Origin of the sequence: Acinetobacter sp. AC1-2 (genome assembly GCF_016124155.1) — a bacterium.
GTDB classification, from domain to species: Bacteria; Pseudomonadota; Gammaproteobacteria; order Pseudomonadales; family Moraxellaceae; genus Acinetobacter; species Acinetobacter calcoaceticus.
In genome coordinates, this window is sequence record NZ_JABFFO010000001.1 from 1,510,920 (window position 1) to 1,531,099 (window position 20,180).

Sequence of the window (20,180 nt, forward strand, 5' to 3'; positions counted from 1 at the left end):
AAAACCAATAAAAAAAATCGGACACCAACGCCCGATTTTCATGAAACAACTTCCAGTCTATTGCTTATTTTCTAAGGACATCGCCAATGCTTGGATCTTTATCAAATACCGATTTTGCATAAGGGCAAAGCGGAATCACTTTCACATCTTTTTCGCGAACAAAAGCAACTAAAGCATCAAGTAATTGGCGACCTACGCCTTGTCCCCGATAATTTTCATTCACATCTGTGGCATCAATAATCAGCATGCCTTCGCCTGCCCATGTATAAGTCATTTCACCTGCAACGGTTTCACCATCAAGTAAACTAAAGCTACCGTGTTTTGTATCATCTTTTTGTTGAATATTCACAATAAATTCCTCTTCTTACGACTCATATTTATTTAAAAATGACTTTGTATATCTTGAACTATAAGAACAAATCTAAGTGTAAAAAAATAGCCTGTTTTTAGCAGCGAGTCTGTATGCTTTTTAAAGACAATTCATGCATAAAACTCATAATTCTATTCGTAATTCTAGGCCTAATCCTTTCAAACCCTTGCTGATAAGCTCTGCAACCAGATTTGTTCATTTCTTTTATGAACATTTAACGGTTTTAAAGTCGGAACTTTTATGTCTTCTTTCCATCAAATTGAGCAAGATACACATGAGAATAGCACACCTGCATGGGGTGCTGTATTTGTAATGTCACTATGCTGTGCAGTATTAATTGCCTCAGAATTCATGCCCGTAAGTTTACTCACACCAATCTCTTCAGATTTAAATATGAGTGAAGGCCAAGTCGGTCAGGCAATCGCAATTTCAGGCATTTTTGCTGTGGTAACCAGCTTAACTATTAGCCGTGTATTTAAGACATGGGATCGCCGTCATATCATGCTGTTACTTACCCTACTCATGATCATTTCTGGCATGCTTATTACATTTGCTCACTCTGCTGCTTTATTCATGGTGGGTCGTGCAATTTTAGGTGTAGTGATTGGTGGTTTTTGGGCCATGTCGACTTCGATTGTGATGAGACTTGTACCTCCTTTAGCTGTACCCAAAGCACTCGGTCTATTAAATGGCGGCAATGCTTTAGCCACCACAATAGCCGCACCTTTAGGAAGTTTTCTAGGTTCAATCATTGGCTGGCGTGGTGCGTTCTTCTGTATCGTTCCTATCGCGATTATTGCGCTTGTATGGCAATTTAAAAGTATGCCCGCTCTTCCAGCAGTTATGTCTGTTGAAAAGTCACAAAATCCATTTGGACTACTGAAACGTCCGATTGTGTTTTATGGCATGACAGGGATTTTATTGCTATTTATGGGGCAATTTGCGCTATTTACCTACTTACGCCCATTTCTAGAAACCGTCAGTCATGTCGATGCGGCCATGTTATCCATTTTATTACTCATATTAGGTATCGCAGGTTTAGTTGGCACATTCGTGATTAGTTTTATTCTTCATCAACATGTCTATCGCTACCTCATCCTTATTCCTTTAATGATGGCAAGCATTGCTTATGCCTTCGTGCTTGGTGGTCAGCACTTGTGGTTGGTCGCAATATTAATGGGATTATGGGGATTCATTGGAACTTCGGCGCCTGTCGCATGGAACACATGGCTTGCACAAACGTTGCATCAAGATACTGAGGTTGGTGGCGGTTTGATGGTTGCGATTATCCAATTTGCAATTACTTTAGGTGCAACTTTAGGCGGCTTGCTATATGACTCACAAGGCTATAGTGCTACGTTTTATATGAGCGCTATTGTGTTGTTATTGGGTGCTATCATTGCTCTTATTACATGGCGAAGTGCTACTCACGCAACACATCAATAACCAACCTTAATGCAGGCGAAAGCTGTCTACGATGTGGATAGTACAGGTGGTATCCGGGAAACTGGATACTGTACTCATCCAATACCTGAACAAGTTTGCCTTGATCGAGATCTTGTTGGATCAGTTCTTGCGGAATGTAAGCCAATCCAAATCCAGCTCTAACCGCCTCGACAATGTCGTAGCTTTCATTAAATATCCATTGTCCTTGGATTTTGATTTTTGTTTCTTGTCCATCCTTCATAAATTCCCATGCATAAATGCTGCCTTGAGTCGTTAAACGATAGCCAATACATTGATGATTGATTAAATCTTTGGGGGTTGCAGGAATTCCATATTTCTCAAAATATTTGGGCGTTGCAATCACCGCCATTTTGACATCTGCGCTAATACGTACCGCAATCATGCCATCTGCTACACGACTTCCAAAACGAACTCCAGCATCAAATCGCTCTGCAACAATATCCACCATACCGCTATTGGCAGCTAGCTCAACTTGTACATCAGGATAATCACCAGCAATCTTTTCAAGTTTTGGAATAAGAACTTCCCGTATCGCATGGCTACTGGCATTAATACGAACCGTACCAGCGGGCTGATCCCGAAATGATGTTAAAAGCGATAATTCATTATCAATCTGGTCAAAGCTGGCGCTAATGGTTTGCTTTAATCTTTCACCCGCGGCTGTCGGTGAAACGCTTCGTGTGGTTCGGGTCAGAAGTAGCATTCCTAAGCGCTCTTCTAAACCGCGAATGGTATGGCTGAGCGCAGACTGCGAAATTCCCATTTTTCCTGCGGCCTTCGTAAAACTCCCTTCTCGAGCCACCATTAAAAAAGCATAAAGATCATTATAGTTTTCTTTGTTTATCATCTGCTTTTGTCTCTTTTCACGGTTTAATTTAATTATAAATGATAAAACTATTTATGAATATTGCTCATAAGTCCATGTTTGTTTTTTAGGCTAATTATTATAAAGAAGATTCATTAAACTCTATATCAAGCAGTGAGCATCAAGATTTAGATGAGCTCAAGCATAAAAGTGCCTGATTTTATTATTGTCAAAAATTAATAAATTCAGCTCATACCTTTACGCTAGAAATTGAATAACTTCACTGTATTTAAGTTCGTTCTCTTAAAGAAATGAGGTTCTTCGATATGGCTACTCAGAAGTTTTTTCTCGCTTTACTCAGCATCTTTTTCTCGTTTTCAGCCATATCTATCTCTTATGCCACAAGGCCTACGGGCGACAATCAACAAAGGTTATCGATGATGAAAATCCGTATTGATATTGAGGGATCAAAGCAACCACTATTTGCAACATTACCCATGACACCGACGGTTCAAGATTTTGCCAAGCAGCTTCCGTTGACATTAACCCTTAAAGATTATGACTCTACTGAAAAAATAGCCGACCTACCCACCAAGCTAACTACACAGAATGCACCCAATGGCTATGCAGGAAAAGCTGGTGATCTTACCTATTACGCCCCTTGGGGTAATCTGGCTTTTTTCTATAAAGACTCAACTGTTGGGTACGCAAATGGTCTTATTTTGCTTGGGAAACTTGAGGCTATTCCCCAAGAATTCAAGCAAAAACAACCCATCAAAATTTCAATTTCCCAAATGAAATAAGCATGAGCAAATTCACCCATTCAAATTATTTAAATTGAGGTATCCATGACTACATCTCCCTTGTTTAAAAAGCTTAAAACCCATACAGCAGCGGCAATTTGTGCTGCAACAATTGGTTTATTCTCTTCAACCTCAGGTATGGCAGCAGACATGACTAACGGCGCAAATAACTTTTATCAAAGCCAGCAAGTGACTATTCAGAAAGTCACTTTCAAAAATCAATACAACATGGATATAGTCGGTAATCTGGTTATTCCCAAAAACTTAAATAAAAAACTAAAAGCCCCCGCCATTGTAATTGGTCACCCAATGGGAGCCGTGAAAGAACAAAGCTCTATGCTTTATGCACAGAAACTGGCTGAACAAGGTTTTGTAACATTGGCGATTGATCAATCATTTTGGGGGGAAAGCGCAGGCCAACCCAGAAATGTAGTTGCACCTGACATTTACGCAGAAGCATTTAGTGCGGCTGTAGATTATTTAGGAACACAATCTTTTATTAACCATGAACGTATTGGTGTACTTGGTATTTGCGGAAGTGGAAGTTTTGTCATTAGCGCAGCAAAAATTGACCCTCGTATGAAGGCCATTGCCACTGTCAGCATGTATGATATGGGAGCTGCGAACCGCAATGGCTTACGTCACTCACAAACCTTAGAGCAAAGAAAGCAAATTATTGCTGAAGCGGCTGCGCAACGTTATGTCGAGTTCACAGGCGGTGAAACAAAATATACTAGTGGGACTACGCATGAGTTAACGGCAGATACACATCCGATCCAACGTGAATTTTATGACTTTTATCGCACCCCACGCGGAGAATATACGCCGAAAAGTTCATCAAAAGACCTTACAACGCATCCAACACTGACAAGTAATGTCAAATTTTTAAACTTCTATCCATTTAACGATATTGAAACCATCTCACCACGCCCAATGCTATTTATTACTGGTGATCAGGCTCATTCAAAAGAGTTTAGTGAAGAAGCTTATAAACTCGCAGGCCAACCAAAAGAGCTTTACTACGTTAAAGGTGCGGGACATGTTGATTTATATGATCGAGTCAATCTTATTCCATTTGATAAATTGACCAGTTTCTTTAAACAAAACTTAAAGTAATAGCGATGATAGAGGCTCAAAACGGGCCTCTATTTTTAAATTTATTTAATGAAACTCTTGCACCAGACTATTAATATGCGCCACTGCCGCAGTTCGATTTTCAACACAAAGCTTTTCAAAAACATGTTCTAAATGTTTGTTTACCGTCCGCGGGCTCAGTTCCAAAATTTCCGCAATATCTTTATTGGTTTTCCCTAATAACAACCAGTGCATAACTTCTGCTTCACGCTGAGTCAACTGTGGGCAATATTTTAAGATATCAGCGACGTCTAATGCAGGCGTAGAAGTCTTGATCTGTATAAGATAATTTTTCGCCACACTTGTGCCAGATTGCCACGGCGTGAGTAATAAAAGTTGTAATTGCTGAGATGGCGTTGAATAAGAACAGCTGGTTAATTTTTTTGGGTCTTTTTCATGTTCCAAGTCTGAAAACCAAGCTTTTAAACCTGCCTCAAAGCCTTCTATTTCCGACAAATATTGATTCAATAAATCACTGGCTTTTTGGGTTTTCCAAACAATTTTACCTTGAACATCTAGCGCGAGAATTGCTGTTTCAGTTGCATCAATCACCTGTTTTTGTTGTTGTAACAGTTTGGCATGTGCCAAATGCGTTTTTACTCTTGCTAATACTTCTTCAATATTCAGTGGCTTGGTTACGTAGTCTACCCCGCCCACCTGAAAACCACGCACTATATGCTCTGTTTCCGACAAGCCTGTCATAAAAATGACTGGAATAAACTGAGTAATTGGGCTTGCTTTAAGCTGTATACAACTTTCAAAACCATCCATATGTGGCATATTGCCATCGAGCAAAATCATATCGGGTAAGCATCGGTGTGCTATTTCAATTGCACTCAACCCATCCGTTGTTACAAGCACGCGATACCCTGCCTGATCCAGACTTTCATGTAACAAGCCCAGATTTTCCGGTACATCATCCACAATCAGAATAACAGCCTGCTCAGTTGTTGAAGCCTGCTGAAAAGAAACATGTTGCGTACTCATTGCTTATCCTGAATTAATCGTTGGGCGTGTTTTAAATCAAACTTCTGAATAGCCTGTTCAAGCTGTTCCCATAACTCGTCATGCTCCGGAAAATCTTGACGACAATGCGTTAAAGCATGTTGAATGCCTCGAATATAGCCTTGTCCAAACAAGTCATCTAGTTGTTGCAAGGCTTGAGTTAAATCTTGTGGGCCATTATTTTCTGGTTGTCTTGTTGGTGTATAAACAGTGACTTTTTCTTGCTTATACGTCTTTACATGAAGTGCTTGAACCTCATTATTTTCTTCGGTTAATGTGGACTTAGAATCAGCCCACACCAACCCTAACTTATCTCCAATTTTACTCAGCAACAAATTGAGGTCGATTGGTTTTAGCATAAAGTCTTCACTTAAAACTGCATCTTGTGGATTGACTTCACGCTCACCTGCATTGGCCGAAATAATTAAGATGGGCACATTGGTAATATTATTCTGGCGCAATAACCGCGCAGTTTCCCAGCCGCCCATCAAAGGCATATTTAAATCCATCAAAATCAGGTTAGGTTGAAAAATAGGTACACGTCTTAAACAGTCAATGCCCGACTCGGCTTCTTCAATAATAAAACCCAAAGGTTTTAGAAAATTAGCAACTAAGCCGCGGTCAACCGCTTCATTATCGACAACCAAAATTCGTTTTCGCTCGCCTTGATAGCCCGTAATCTGATTGGAGTAAACATTAGAAATTGGATGAACCACCTCTTTTGAAGGCAAATAAAACTTAATTTTAAACTGTGAACCTTGATTGAGCTGGCTACTCACAGATAGCTGCCCGCCAAGTAAATCTACCAATAATTTTACAATTGGTAGGCCTAGCCCTGTTCCAGTAAATCCACCTTGAACCACATTACTGCCTCGTTCAAACGGATTAAATATTCGCTCTAAATCCGCTTCTGCAATGCCACAACCTGTATCTCTAATTTCAAAATAAGCCGTTTGAAAGCGGTAATCGACTTTTAAAGTTATTGTGCCGCTCGTCGTAAACTTTAAAGCATTGCCTAATAAATTAATCAGTACCTGCTCTAAGCGCTTTTTGTCGGTGCGGACATAGTGCGGCAGGTTATCTCCAATTTCATAAATAAACTGTAAATTCTTCTGTTCAAACTGCGGCTGAAACATTTGAATAATCTGTTCTATAAAATTTGGGAAATGGACATCCACCACATTTAAAGAAATTTTGCCTGTCTCAATTCGTGCTAAATCCAGTAAACCATCAATGAGTGAAGTTAAATGCTGCCCACTACGACTAATCACCCCGAGCGCCATTTTGCCTTGTTCCGAAAGCTGCTCTTGTTTTTGAAGCAATTGGCTATAGCCTAAAATACTATTTAGAGGTGTTCGTAGTTCGTGGCTAATGCCAATGACATAACGGCTTTTTGCGTCATTTGCCCGTTCTGCTGAAATTCTGGCATCTTGCAAGTCTTTTGAGGTGACTTCATGAGCAGCAATTTCATCAATCAATAACGCTGTTTGTTGATGTGTCTCGATTTCAGCATTACGGCGGCTTTCATCGTTTAGTACCAACCACCATGCAGCAACACTCATTAATAAAAACAAGATGGTGTAAATTTTGACAAATAGTGTAAATAGCTGAGGAACTCCTTCAGCATTAATCGTTTCCAGATATGTTTTTTCTTGGATATAACCCAGACTTAAACTCACCGCCAAAACAATAGACAGCCCTAAAGTCAGTAATAAATATAAACTGACCCGACTATTTAAACGGCTGGCCCAGCGTTCTGGTAAATAATGCCAGATGGCTTTTTTAAGTTGCACCGACCAACGAGCATCAGGCTTACATAAATCATGGCAGCGTGCTTCAAGTGAACAACATAAAGAACAAATCGTACCGTTATAGGCTGGGCAACCTGCCATATCAGCGAGTTCATAGTCCCGTTCACATACAACACAGTTTGCAACCGAAGTTGCCTGAATTTTTTCAGGCTGGCGTGCAATGTAATATTTGCCTTTGGTTAAGTAAGCAATGATAGGAACACATAGCATCGCACTTCCCAAGGCTATAAAACTTGCCAAGCCTTTCGCCATTAATCCAAAAAAGCCCAAATAGCTAAGCATCGATAAAACTGAAGCAATCAGTAAGGCTCCCACACCAACGGGGTTAATGTCATATAAATAAGCACGGCGAAATTCAATTCCCTTCGGACTTAAACCTAAAGGTTTACAGATAATTAAATCGGCAACAACAGCACCAATCCATGCCAAAGCGACATTGCTATATAGCCCCAAAATGCGCTCGACCGCATGGCTAATGCCCATTTCCATCAAAACAATGGCAATAAAAACGTTAAAAAGAAGCCAAACAATTCGCCCTGGATGGCTATGAGTCAAACGGGCAAAAAAGTTTGACCATGCCAATGAGCCAGCATAAGCATTGGTCATATTAATTTTAATTTGCGCCAAGCAAACCAGTGCTAAAGTCAGGATTAAAGCAATCTGAGGATTTGGAATAAATTGTTGATAGGCAACCCAATATAAATACGTCGGATTGTCTAGTTCAGAGACAGGAATCAACAGCTGAAAGGCTAAAACCATCAGCAACATGCCCATCAAAACTTTGAGAAAACCAAAAATAATCCAAGATGGACCACCTAAAAAAACAGCAAAACGCCACGCAGTTCTATTTTTTTCTTGTTGCGGTAAGAAGCGTAAATAGTCGGCTTGCTCACCAATTTGGATCACAAATGAAAAAATAAGAGTGCACGCTGCACCAAAGTAATACAGATTAAAATCAGTTGAGTTTGAAACCGCACCAACAAAATGCAGGCTACTACTTAAAATTTGTGGCTGTTTCCACAGTACAAAAAACCACGGCAACAACAGCAACAAGAGCCAGATTGGCTGCGTGATTGCCTGAACTTTATTAATAAAACCAATACCTTTGACCACTAAAGGTAAAATCACCAATGCAGAAATTAAGTAACCAACAACTTGTGGAATGCCAAGGGCAAGCTCAAGTGCCATCGCCATGATTGCGGCTTCAAACGCAAGTAAAATAAAGGTAAAGCTGGCATAAATCAGAGAAGTAATGGTCGAGCCAATGTAGCCAAAACCTGCACCACGAGTAAGCAAATCAACATCTACATTATATTTTGCAGCGTAGTAACTAATCGGCCAACTGGTTAAAAATATGATGGTACATACGACTATTGCCGCCCACAGCGCATTGCTAAAGCCATACTGCCAAAGCATGGTCGCCCCGATGGCTTCCATAGCCAAGAAGCTAACGGTCGAAATTGCGGTATTGGTAACGGTCCAAGGCGACCATTTACGTACTGATGTGGGCGCATAACGGAGCGCATAATCTTCGATACTTTCATCTGCCACCCAAATATTATATTCACGGCGCGTTTTGATCACACGTTGTGGCGCTTGTTGGGGGCGTGAAGAATCTGGCATAACACTCATGTTTGGCATGTGGCTGCATTAAACCCAGCAATCCTTATGCCAAAAGTCATTTATCATGGCGATTTTCTCGAATACGCACATATACGCAAAATAACGTATTTCCAATTTTCATCAAAAATCACACACTCAAATTCATCAAAAAACAATGATCAATATTTGTGTTGATTGACCGAAAATGATTGGGAGATTGATGTTATGAGTGTATCTGAACATCCAAATCTGGACACTGTGCAAGGTACAGATTCACAAAAAGCAGTGAATGAAACCTTAGAAGATTATACTTTACGTTATGCTCCACATAGCTTTCGGCGCTGGAGCCCCAAAGTTGTTGCTATTACTGCACTTGGTGGTATTGCCTATCTTGCTGACTTTTCTATTGGCGCCAGTATTGGTATGTCTTATGGAACAACCAATGCGGTTTTCTCCATTTTATTTGCAGCAATTATTATCTTCTTAACCGGTATTCCTCTTGCCTACTACGCAGCACGTTATAACATCGACCTCGACTTGATTACCCGTGGGGCAGGTTTCGGTTATATCGGATCAGTCCTCACCAGTATCATTTTCGCCAGTTTCACATTTATTTTCTTTGCCCTTGAAGGTTCAATCATGGCGCAAGGGTTATTACTCGGTTTAGGTATTCCGCTTTGGGCAGGCTATCTCATCTCAACCGTCATGGTGATTCCGCTTGTTATTTACGGCATGAAGGCCTTGAGTAAATTACAAGTATGGACAACTCCCCTTTGGCTCATTCTCATGATTGGTCCTGTGGCCTATCTGATTTACCAAGAACCCACCTTAGTCAGCCAGTTTGCTACTTTTACAGGTAAAGAGGGTTTTGCGACTGTAGATATGGCCGCGATCATGTTAGGTGCTGGCATATGTTTATCTTTGATTATGCAAATCGGTGAGCAAATTGATTACTTACGTTTCATGCCTGCTAAAACAAAAGAAAATAGCAAAGCATGGTGGGCTGCTGTGATTTCAGCAGGTCCAGGTTGGGTAATTTTAGGGGCAATCAAACAAATTATTGGGGCATTTTTAGGTTTCTACTTATTAACAAAATTACCGGGTGTAAACAGTACTGAACCTGTTCAACAATTTAATGCAGCGTTTCATGACATGCTTCCGGGCTGGGCTGCTCTAACACTTGCGGTTATTTTGGTGGTCATTTCTCAAATTAAAATTAACGTGACCAATGCTTACTCTGGTTCTCTTGCTTGGACAAGTGCCTACACTCGTATTAGCAAACATTATCCGGGTCGTATTGTCTTTGTGATGGTGAACTTGGCAATTGCCCTTGCCTTAATGGAAGGCAACATGTTTGCAGTACTCGGTAAAATCTTAGGGTTCTATTCAAACTTTGCGATTGCGTGGGTTGTGGTTGTTGCAACAGACATTTCAATCAACAAATATGTTTTAAAGCTTTCACCAAAAGAACCGGAATACCGCCGCGACATGCTCTACAACGTAAACCCTGTGGGTATGGTGGCGTTCCTTGTGTCAGCAGGACTATCAATCGCAGCATTCTTCGGATTACTTGGTAGTTTCTTGGCGCCTTACTCTCCGCTTATCGCGCTTGTACTTGCCTTTGTATTAACACCAATCATGGGTTTATTAACCAAAGGAAAATACTACATCAAGTCACATGATGACGGCATTAAAGAACCACGTTTTGACGCTGAAGGTACACCAGTTGCAACAGTTTACCACTGCCGTGTATGTGAAGAAGGTTACGAGCGTCCAGATATTATGTTCTCTCATAAACATAACGGCACCATCTGCTCTTTGTGTAAAACACTAGATACCTAAATATCCTTAAGACTAAAAAAGAAGCTTTTTAAAGCTTCTTTTTTTACCCCTAAAGATTTTAGCCAATCGGAAATAAACGTTCAGGCACGACATCTTTCATCACAATGGTTGAGATGAGTCGTTGCACACTCGGAATAGCCGATAACTTTTCATCATATAGCCGTTGAAAAGCGGGTAAATCTTTTGCTACCACATGCAGCAAATAGTCTGGCTCACCAAATAAGCGCTGGGCCTGAATGATTTGTGGAATATCAATCACGGCATTTTCAAACTTCTCAACTGCCTGCTTATCACCTTCTTTAAGCGTAATAAAAACAATCGCTGAAAACTCAAAACCTACTAAATTCGGGTCGAGTTCTGCCCGATAGCCTTTGATGGCTCCTGACTCCTCTAAAGCCTTCACTCGTCGATGACATGGTGAAATGCTTAAGCCTACTTTTTCTGCCAATTCAGTAATAGATAATCGGCCATTTAATTGCAATTCAGCAAGAATCTTTTTATCCGTGCGATCCATTTAGAAAAATTTACCCCAAATGAGTGTGATATGAGCAAACATTTAAAAGCACATTCTAAATACATGAGCATATTATTTTCAACAAGTTCGAATAAATAGGAATTTTTTCTAAACCACGAACGAAACCTTTGGAAAATATTTTGCCGAGATAAGCATATGGCTTTTAACATTTTTATTGCATTTTGGAGTGTCTCCATTCTTTTTATTATTACTCCAGGGGCAGACTGGGCCTATGCCATCTCGGCAGGAATTAAAGGTAAAGTGGTCGTACCTGCCGTTGCAGGTATGCTATTGGGGCACTTTATTACGATTTTATTGGTAGCGGCTGGTGTTGGTCTGCTTGTAGCAAATAACCCGACGGCTCTGATGATTCTTACTGTTGCGGGTTCTGCTTATTTATTATGGATGGGAATAAATTTATTACTTACCCCTCCTACTCCAAATCAGTCTGAGTCTGAAAAAGCGCAATCATGGTTAAGCTGGGCAACAAAAGGCGTTTATGTGAGTGGCTTAAACCCGAAAGTTTTTCTACTCTTTTTAGCCTTGCTTCCTCAATTTATTGACACCACTGCATCATGGACGGTGACTACGCAAATTATTGCCTTTGGTGTTGTCCACATGATTAGCTGCGCGATTATTTACTTAATGGTAGGTTACGGTTCACAAGCTATTCTAAAAAGCAGACCACAGGCAGCACGCTTAGTAGGACGGTTTTCAGGTGGTCTTATGGTAATCATCGCCACATGTTTATTGATTGGGCAAATTTAAAAATATTACTTAGCTTAGAGTTACTGGTCCCTATCTCGGATCAGTAACTAAAACCATAAAATATGAAAGCAACGCCTTATCTCATTCGTTTAAGGTTATAAGTCACGACTCCCCAAATGACCAGTTCTTGCCCTTCTTCAATATAAATATTCTGATAATCGGAGTTTTCAGCTTTTAGCCAAATTTTAGGTGGGTGGTAATTATTATCAATCATTAAGCGCTTAACAGTGAAATCATTGTCAATAAGCGCAATTACGATATCCCCAGATTTAGCGGGAAGACTACGATCCACAATAAGCGGATCGTCAATATCAATTCCAGCGTCTAACATTGATAAAGAATTGGCTTTGACAATAAAGGTGGCATTTTCATTTCTAATTAAATATTCATTTAAATCGAGTGCTTGCTCAATATCATCTTGCGCTGGCGAAGGAAAACCCGCAGCAACACGTTCAGTAGCTAAAGGAATATGGTAAATTTTATCGTTATTTGCATGGACCTGTTGAACCTTCAATTTTGAGCTAAAATCTGTCCGGTTGTCGGTTTTGACATTATTCAGTAACCAATTTTTGATAAAGTTCACTTGAGATTCTGGAACACGAATCACTTTTGTGGGTTCATTGAACTGTGCTTTACGACCAGCATTTTTACGGGCACCGCCATGCTCAAACTCGTTTTTCTTTGACATCTCGCCTCCATTTCACCGTTCAAATCCTACACAGACAATGTAACTTGAAAAAGTTACATTTTCAAGTTGACGAAATATTTTTTTTGCATAACAATAAATCCCATGATCAGATTTTAATCCATTTTGCTTTTAACAGGGATGTTTAAATCAAAATGGCAATTTGAAGAAAATCAAAACCTATTATGGGATAGTCCTGATTACTGACTGTTTTATGATTTTTATCAAATGAGATTCTGAACATTTAACATTCTAGTTAAATTCAGTTTTTTGGTATGGAGACATGCGAAATGAAAAATCAACGTGATGCAGTTTTAGGTTATGCAAATGAGCAACATGCTTACTATATCCGCCTCATTGAAAATGATGCGGTATTAGGCGAAAGCTATGGAATTTTCTGTGAAAATCCGGAAAGTGAAGCAGCAGAAAGTATTATGACCACCCTATTTTTAAAAAAATCTTTTTGGTTAAATGGCTCTGAATATCTTGATATTGTAAAAGGGCTACAACCTCTCCCCCAATAAAATATTAAAACAAAGGAGGCTAAACCTCCTTTGTTTTTAAAGCGCTATGCTTAAGACGTAAACCGTCCAGAGGCATCGCGTTTCTGATTTCGTGAATTTTGTCCACGGACATTATAATCATCGTCACGACTGCGGCTACGATATAAAAAAGCCCTGAAAGTTTTAACCTTCAGGACTTTTACTTTAAGCTGGAACGTGCTGAGCTATTTGCTCCCTCGACCAAACTCGATGAGCTTTAAGCAAGTTTTTAAGCTTCTCTGAAATATGCTTAAATTCATCTTCTATTAGAGTACCTTCATCTGCAACCAAATTAAGCGGGTCAAGTAGGTCAGATTTATTACCTAAAAAAACGACTGGTTTTAAATGTTTATAGGCTTCTAATATGTAATGACGAGTTACACCATCTTGTATCACCGTATTTAAATTATCACCATCGGGAATAATCACCGCATCATAAGCAATTGATGGTTCTGCCATTTGCATACCATCAGCCGCAATAACTTTGTCTTGATGATCTTTAACTGGTGCTAAACTCGGTGCTAATAAATGAACAACAGCCCCTTCCTTAACTGCCCAGTTCTTAATGGTTTCTAATGCATCAGACTTCACCAGATTATGGATAAGTACGGCTATTTTTCGGCCTTTAATATCGGCTGGCGGGAAAGCGAGCATGGATAACTTAGCCGATTTTTCAACGGATTGAGGTTTAAAATCGAGGCTAAGATCAGGTACTTCTATACCTAGATTTGCTCCCACTTGACGTGCCAAATCAAGGTCGATATTCGCCAAAATTTGTTGGACCTGACGTTCACGAATATATTTTCTTTTTACCTTACTGAGTTCAAAGGTATACGCATCGACCACATGTTTCTGCTCATGAGGTGCAAGGCTCTTGTAGTAAAGACGCGGCTGAGAAAAATGATCTGAAAAAGATTCACTTCTTTCACGAATCTTTTGACCACTCACTCGTTCATAGTAACTTTCAAATCCACCATTTTCTGCCGCCGGAGGTGTCTCAACCGGCCAGTTCCCATCAATTGAATTTGGTTGATAAGAAGCTTGCCCTTTATGAATGGTATGCTGATGAATACCATCGCGTTGATTGTTATGGAATGGGCATACAGGTTTATTAATTGGTATTTGATGGAAATTCGGTCCGCCTAAACGACTTAACTGTGTATCCGTATATGAGAATAGTCGTGCCTGTAATAAGGGATCATTTGTAAAATCAATACCCGGTACAATATGCCCCGGACAGAAAGCAACCTGCTCTGTTTCAGCAAAGAAATTATCAACATTTCGATTTAAAACAAAACGGCCAATAGGTGTGACAGGAACTAATTCTTCAGGAATAATTTTTGTTGGGTCAAGTAAGTCGAAATCGAACTTCATTTCATCTTCTTCTGCGACAATTTGCACCCCTAATTCCCATTCAGGATATACGCCTTGCTCAATGGCTTCGTAAAGATCTCGACGATGGAAATCAGGATCTTTACCTGCAAGTTTTTGTGCCTCATCCCAAACCAGAGCACTTAAGCCTTGTTTAGGGGTCCAGTGAAACTTAACAAAATGAGCTTTACCTTCAGCATTAATTAAACGGAAGGTATGCACACCAAAGCCTTGAATTGAACGTAAATTACGAGGAATAGCACGATCAGACATGGCCCAAATCACAGCATGTGCTGACTCTGGTACTAAAGACACAAAGTCCCAAAATGTATCATGGGCGCTCCCTCCAGTAGGCATTTCAGTATCTGGTTCAGGTTTTACCGCATGTACAAAGTCAGGGAACTTAATACCATCTTGTACAAAGAAAACTGGAGCATTATTGCCGACCAAATCGAAGTTGCCTTCTTGGGTATAAAATTTAATAGCAAATCCACGAATATCACGAACAGTATCAGCTGAACCACGCGGCCCTTGTACAGTCGAGAAACGTACAAAAATTGGAGTTTGAATAGATGGATCCGTTAAAAAACCCGCTTTTGTTAGGCGTTCATTACCTTCATAAGCCTGAAAATAACCGTGAGCTCCTACGCCACGAGCATGCACAATACGCTCTGGAATTCGTTCATGGTCAAAATGGGTAATCTTTTCTCGTAAGATAAAATCTTCTAATAATGTTGATCCGCGCGTTCCTGCTTTTAAACTATTTTGGTTATCAGCAATTTTAACCCCCTGATTTGTGGTTAAAGCCTGATTTGTAGCATCATCTCTTACTGTGTCTAATTGTTCAGTTTTTTGAGTAGTATTGGCTTTGTTTGCCTCATCAGCGCCAGCCATTTCACTTGTTTTATTTGTTAATTTAACGTTATCAGTCATGTTCATTACCTATGTTTTAAAGTTAAACCTTGGGTGAAGTAGAAAAATTAAAGAACTAATTTTTGTTAAAGGAACTTAAATATGGAAAAAGAAGCTCGACATATTTGCGCGTGCTCCAAAGTCCAATACTCTTATGGTGTGAGTCGGGTGCTAAAAATGGGGTTAATTTGCATATTTTTATAGCAAGATCATGCGACTGACCTATACGTTCTTGCAAAGCATCAAGTTCGCCATCAGAGATATAGCTAAATAGATAGTCTTGAATACGCTGACTACTATTGAGTGCCTTGCTGTAAGTCAAGAAATTAGAAGAATGGTCATCTCCTGCAATCCAATCATGAATGATCTGGCGCTCTACAGGAGTAAACACTCCAAACATTTTTCCATTCTCATCATTAATTAATCTCCAGAAAATACTTTGTTCAGGATTACTATTAAATTTAATCCATTTATGGTCAATTAAATGTGATATCAGCCCTTCAACATCGTCTGGGTTAGATAACCATTGATTAATCGTTTTGCACCCAAACTCTCTGGTTTCGTTATGAATTAATTGCCCTACGAGCGCCTTTCTCTTTAAAATTTTAAGAACAAAATCTTCAACATTTAAATTTTTTATAATTTTCGAAGAGCCCACGCCATGATTGTTTAGCGCAAAACCACGTTTTAATTTATTAAGAAAAAGTTCTTTATCTCTATATTTATCATAAATATTTTCTATAACTTTAATCGCTTTATTTGCATGTCCATTATCAATGTTGTCAATGGTGATGTGCAGATTGAAATACTTAGAATCGATGCCCAGTTCAGCTAGTTCGTAATTGCTAATCAATAGGTGAAGAGGCAGCTGTTCATAGCCCAGATTAAACCCAATAATCTCGGGAATGAACTCAGCTGGAGCATAACCAAGAGCCAACTGAACCACGGCATGATGATAGTATTCATCTTCTAAAAGCAGATCAAAACTATCGATTCCCAAACTACGTAGTAAATCATCATAAATACATACGTGGTTTGCTTTCGGTTCACCTAACCCCAGCTCTTCCAAATACGTAATAATTAGTTCATGAAAAACTGGATCATTCCAGTAGTGAACACAACTATACAGCCATGCACCATCTACTTTTTTTGTAGGAGAGACTTTAATTAAAAATTCAAATGCTTGACTCACATTTTTGAAATATTCTCTCTCACCATCCGCTTGCCGACGATTTAAATAAGCCTGAAATACCTCACAATTTTCTTTATTATTGTTCTCACACCATGCTTTAACCATATTTATATTTGAAGGGAAATCAATTTCCTTTTGATCTATTTTATCTATTTCTTTAGTTAGAAAATCTCTTGCTTTCTTTTCTTTTTCAAAACTAGAAATATCAGGATCAAGAAAAAAAACAAATAATTCGTAATAGTTCTGTTGATTATCTTGTAATAGGTCTAATAATCTTTCTTTCACTACAACAGGCATTTCTATTCTCCTTTTGTGAGATATAAAATACCATACTTTACTCACCATATTATCCCAGCTTATCTTTGTTATATTGCGTTATTAAAAACAATTGTTCCGGTATAAATCCCTTCAAATTCAAATGTGTAACACCTAACACAAAATTACATTCTCATCTTTAGAATAACTTAACTGCCTATTTTTATAAAAAAATATAAAATTTAAATTTTTATTACACTATAGTTACCTTTAAAATCATAAAGATTAAAAAATTAACATAAAGCAATTAAAAATAATTCTATAAATAACTTTAAAACATAGCTAAGGATAGAAAAATGTTTAACTCATGTTGCAAATTATTAGCAGAAGAAAAAATTAAAATTGCATTTTTTGAAAGTGCTTCTGCGAGATATTTAGCTTACCGCTTTTCTTTAAGCCCCTATTCTGGCGATATTTTTATTGGAAGCTTAGTCAGCTATGACTTACGGGTTAAAGAAAATACCCTTCATATTTCTTCGGAACTTATTGAAAAATATACACCTGAATCCATGCAAGTCACTGTAGAGATGATCAAAAAAGGGAAAAACCTTATAAAGGCAGATCTTTATGTTGCTTGTACGGGATTATTAAAAAAAGGCGGGTCAGAAACAAAAGAAAAACCAGTAGGTACCTTCTTTTATTCTATTTTTTATAAAAATAATTTTTATAATTTCCGCCGTATATTTAAGGGTTTTCCTTATTTTAAACTTAGACAACTTGTTTATTACATTACTCAAGATATAGAATTCATAATATTAGATAATAAAAAATAGAACCTTATCAATAAAAAATAACAAATACATATTTAGAAATGATCATAGTGTTTCTTTAACACCAATGTACTTAAATGTAATTTTATCCATCTTCATATTAATTATGTTTATTGATAAAAACTTCATTATATAAAAATCAAGGTTTTAGTTAGTTTCTAAAGTTACAGTTAAATATAGGGTAACACCCTCAGACTACACATTTAAAATTTTCATGTTTAAATAAACCTATCTGAAGCTCTCAGATAAAACACACATCATAAATGATATGAGGTAATTAAAGATGAGCACTACTAATAATCAAAGCAATCAACCTAATAATCAGCAGCAACAACAGCAGCAAAATGACAACCGTAATAACCAGCAACAGCCAAATGGCAACCAACAGCAAAAAGATCAACAGCAACAAAACAATCAGCAACAACAGCAAAATGACAACCGCCGCCCGCAACAAGGCTCTAATCAAAAAGATCCAAGCCAACAAAACCCAAATAACAATAATCAGCAACGTTAATTCATTGCCGATTTAATTGTTATTTGATGCGGTCATTCATTTTATTTAGGAAGGTGTACTCACCTTCCTAAATTCAACATAAGCATAAAATTTAATAATAGATGAGGAAAAACTGATGACAGATCAAAATAGCGATCACGCACGACTGCCAGCTGGCGACCATAACTATTCTGATACCTATTGGCGCGAAAGTTACGTTACTCGTCCTTATTATCAAGAAGCTCAACTTACTACTCCAGATCTAGATTATGATCGAGATTTCTCGACAGCCTATGAATTAGGTCATCGTGCCCGCACCGAATCTGAAGAAGGTGCTCAATTTGAAGATGTCGAAGGTAGCCTTCAACAAAAATGGGAAGAGCTGAAAGCTGAATCCCGCTTAAAATGGGAACATGCTAAACAGGCAATTAAAGATGCATGGAACGATAGATAGTATTTGTAATGTAGTATCTTCTATTTATTAATTTAAAAATATGAGCTTATTTCCTATTGGCCCTTGGAAATAAGCTCTTTTTATAGCATCTTATTTAATTATCTTTTTTCTTAAAATATTCAATAATTTCTTCCCCGTTATTTACCGGATGTGGCACTGAACGATAATTTTCTTCGTAATCATATGAAGATAAAGTAACCTTAGCTCGGATTGGCGGTAATTTTTCTTGTCCGCCCGTTGTAATCCGCTCAATAAAACTCGCAAGCCACAATACAAATTCTTGTGTATTTTTACTCTGCGGAATAATACTTAAATCCAATTTAATTTTAGATTCCTGTAGAGGTTTAATCAGTAATTCAGCAAAATCAATATAATTATATAAAAGCTTAAGCTTTGTCCCCTTAAGCTCATGTCTGAGTTCAATCATCAAATTGTTAAGATCTTCCATATGATCATCTGTAAAGCCTTTTTTTTCTTTAACATTTTGATATATTTTCTCAGCTATTCTTAAGTACTGGGGCATATCCTTACCTTTATAAAACTGTCATGACTACAATGAATTTAGGATGAATATAAGTAATTTATTGTGTTTATTTTATTAATTTTTTGAAACTATAACTCATTATAGAAACACTTCAGTAACAGCAAATTCGTAGAAAGATAATAACTTACTAATTTATTGATTAATTTTATATTTTCATATAATTATCATTTTTATTATGTTACATATTTTATAGAAAATAACGATAAGAAAACTCACCTAAAAATGAGTTTTCTTAGAAAAAATAGTTATGAGTTTTTATCCATTTTGTGAGGGGTTGTGGGGTCATTAACGCCATGAGTTCCATCATCTCTTGAATCTCGATCTTGGCAAGCGCTCATACCCATTGCAATTGCAACGACCATGCTAACTGCACAAAAAACTCTTAACATTGAAGTCACCCTTATAAATTTTAAGATGTAGGCTTATGAATAACATTATCTTATGTTGGTCTACCGCTGTGGTTCTCTTAACTTTTGTAGGTTATGCAAGCTTTTGTAAAATCAAAATTAAATAAATGATTAAAAAATACCATTCTTGCAATTGATATTTTAATTAAATTTTGGCATTAGCTAATTATTTAAGATTGCCCTATTCATAAAAGTAAAATTGCTCATCCTTTCTGAGTGTGTGTCTTATTAAGCCAATGATTGCAAACAATATATAAATAAACAATTAATAAATCTTTGATATATAACCATTAAAACTCAATTATAAAAATTAGGTTTAATAATTATTCAATTGTTTAAATTCTAAATAACTTGTTATTTTATTAATGAAAATT

The 20,180-nt window shown here is 37.9% G+C and carries 19 protein-coding genes; 9 read left to right on the forward strand and 10 right to left on the reverse strand.

Annotated elements, in window-relative coordinates; all coding sequences use genetic code 11:
- Positions 1-64 precede the first annotated feature (64 nt).
- Positions 65-349 (reverse strand): GNAT family N-acetyltransferase, encoded by a 285-nt coding sequence (locus HL290_RS07040; protein ID WP_004642449.1) that lies wholly within the window; start codon positions 347-349, stop codon positions 65-67.
- A 261-nt stretch (positions 350-610) separates the two neighbouring features.
- Here HL290_RS07040 and HL290_RS07045 point away from each other — a divergent pair, with 261 nt between their 5' ends.
- Positions 611-1,816 (forward strand): MFS transporter, encoded by a 1,206-nt coding sequence (locus HL290_RS07045; protein ID WP_198496021.1) that lies wholly within the window; start codon positions 611-613, stop codon positions 1,814-1,816.
- On the opposite strand, the gene HL290_RS07050 is transcribed toward HL290_RS07045, so the two are convergent.
- Positions 1,794-2,684, reverse strand: coding sequence for a LysR family transcriptional regulator (locus HL290_RS07050; protein ID WP_198496022.1), 891 nt, complete (start codon positions 2,682-2,684; stop codon positions 1,794-1,796). The two genes, HL290_RS07045 and HL290_RS07050, sit on opposite strands and share 23 nt — an antisense overlap.
- Before the next feature lie 284 nt (positions 2,685-2,968).
- Here HL290_RS07050 and HL290_RS07055 point away from each other — a divergent pair, with 284 nt between their 5' ends.
- Together HL290_RS07055 and HL290_RS07060 are read left to right on the forward strand one after the other, a co-directional pair.
- Positions 2,969-3,445 carry a cyclophilin-like fold protein gene (locus tag HL290_RS07055; RefSeq protein ID WP_198496023.1) on the forward strand — a complete coding sequence of 159 codons (477 nt, stop codon included), beginning with the start codon at positions 2,969-2,971 and terminating at the stop codon, positions 3,443-3,445.
- Between the two features lie 45 nt (positions 3,446-3,490).
- Positions 3,491-4,561: an alpha/beta hydrolase gene (locus tag HL290_RS07060; RefSeq protein ID WP_198496024.1), complete on the forward strand. Its 1,071-nt coding sequence runs from the start codon at positions 3,491-3,493 to the stop codon at positions 4,559-4,561.
- 45 nt (positions 4,562-4,606) lie between these two features.
- Here HL290_RS07060 and HL290_RS07065 read toward each other — a convergent pair whose 3' ends face one another.
- Both HL290_RS07065 and HL290_RS07070 read right to left on the reverse strand, forming a co-directional pair.
- Entirely contained in the window at positions 4,607-5,566 is a 960-nt protein-coding gene (locus HL290_RS07065) for a response regulator transcription factor (RefSeq protein ID WP_127491417.1), read from the reverse strand.
- Entirely contained in the window at positions 5,563-9,027 is a 3,465-nt protein-coding gene (locus HL290_RS07070) for an ATP-binding protein (protein ID WP_198496401.1), read from the reverse strand. Before HL290_RS07070 ends, HL290_RS07065 begins: the two co-directional genes overlap by 4 nt.
- Positions 9,028-9,222: 195 nt before the next feature.
- Here HL290_RS07070 and HL290_RS07075 point away from each other — a divergent pair, with 195 nt between their 5' ends.
- A complete protein-coding gene (locus tag HL290_RS07075; RefSeq protein WP_004642440.1) occupies positions 9,223-10,839 on the forward strand; it encodes a purine-cytosine permease family protein in 1,617 nt (538 codons plus the stop codon).
- A gap of 58 nt (positions 10,840-10,897) precedes the next feature.
- Here HL290_RS07075 and HL290_RS07080 read toward each other — a convergent pair whose 3' ends face one another.
- Positions 10,898-11,353, reverse strand: a complete 456-nt coding sequence (locus HL290_RS07080) for an Lrp/AsnC family transcriptional regulator (RefSeq protein WP_000376211.1) — start codon at positions 11,351-11,353, stop codon at positions 10,898-10,900.
- A gap of 156 nt (positions 11,354-11,509) precedes the next feature.
- Here HL290_RS07080 and HL290_RS07085 point away from each other — a divergent pair, with 156 nt between their 5' ends.
- Positions 11,510-12,121, forward strand: a complete 612-nt coding sequence (locus HL290_RS07085) for a LysE family translocator (RefSeq protein WP_198496025.1) — start codon at positions 11,510-11,512, stop codon at positions 12,119-12,121.
- 76 nt (positions 12,122-12,197) lie between these two features.
- On the opposite strand, the gene HL290_RS07090 is transcribed toward HL290_RS07085, so the two are convergent.
- Positions 12,198-12,809: a LexA family protein gene (locus HL290_RS07090; RefSeq protein ID WP_198496026.1), complete on the reverse strand. Its 612-nt coding sequence runs from the start codon at positions 12,807-12,809 to the stop codon at positions 12,198-12,200.
- A 287-nt stretch (positions 12,810-13,096) separates the two neighbouring features.
- Here HL290_RS07090 and HL290_RS07095 point away from each other — a divergent pair, with 287 nt between their 5' ends.
- A complete protein-coding gene (locus tag HL290_RS07095) occupies positions 13,097-13,330 on the forward strand; it encodes a hypothetical protein (RefSeq protein WP_003651181.1) in 234 nt (77 codons plus the stop codon).
- Between the two features lie 183 nt (positions 13,331-13,513).
- On the opposite strand, the gene katE is transcribed toward HL290_RS07095, so the two are convergent.
- The gene (gene katE / locus HL290_RS07100; protein ID WP_198496027.1) at positions 13,514-15,658 is read right to left on the reverse strand and encodes a catalase HPII; all 2,145 of its coding nucleotides are present in this window, start codon (positions 15,656-15,658) and stop codon (positions 13,514-13,516) included.
- A gap of 49 nt (positions 15,659-15,707) precedes the next feature.
- A complete protein-coding gene (locus tag HL290_RS07105; protein ID WP_198496028.1) occupies positions 15,708-17,120 on the reverse strand; it encodes an iron-containing redox enzyme family protein in 1,413 nt (470 codons plus the stop codon).
- 314 nt (positions 17,121-17,434) lie between these two features.
- Here HL290_RS07105 and HL290_RS07110 point away from each other — a divergent pair, with 314 nt between their 5' ends.
- The 3 genes from HL290_RS07110 to HL290_RS07120 all read left to right on the forward strand — a co-directional run bounded on the left by HL290_RS07110 (position 17,435) and on the right by HL290_RS07120 (position 18,855).
- Complete coding sequence (locus HL290_RS07110) at positions 17,435-17,911, forward strand: CinA family protein (RefSeq protein ID WP_198496029.1); 477 nt, start codon at positions 17,435-17,437, stop codon at positions 17,909-17,911.
- 280 nt (positions 17,912-18,191) lie between these two features.
- On the forward strand, positions 18,192-18,422 hold the full coding sequence (locus tag HL290_RS07115; protein WP_045436254.1) for a hypothetical protein: 231 nt from the start codon (positions 18,192-18,194) through the stop codon (positions 18,420-18,422).
- Positions 18,423-18,537: 115 nt separating this feature from the next.
- The gene (locus HL290_RS07120) at positions 18,538-18,855 is read left to right on the forward strand and encodes a hypothetical protein (protein WP_005041460.1); all 318 of its coding nucleotides are present in this window, start codon (positions 18,538-18,540) and stop codon (positions 18,853-18,855) included.
- Between the two features lie 94 nt (positions 18,856-18,949).
- Here the strand turns inward: HL290_RS07120 and HL290_RS07125 are convergent, their stop codons facing one another.
- Positions 18,950-19,378, reverse strand: a complete 429-nt coding sequence (locus HL290_RS07125; protein ID WP_198496030.1) for a hypothetical protein — start codon at positions 19,376-19,378, stop codon at positions 18,950-18,952.
- A gap of 266 nt (positions 19,379-19,644) precedes the next feature.
- Complete coding sequence (locus tag HL290_RS07130; protein WP_198496031.1) at positions 19,645-19,788, reverse strand: hypothetical protein; 144 nt, start codon at positions 19,786-19,788, stop codon at positions 19,645-19,647.
- Between the last annotated feature and the right edge of the window lie 392 nt (positions 19,789-20,180).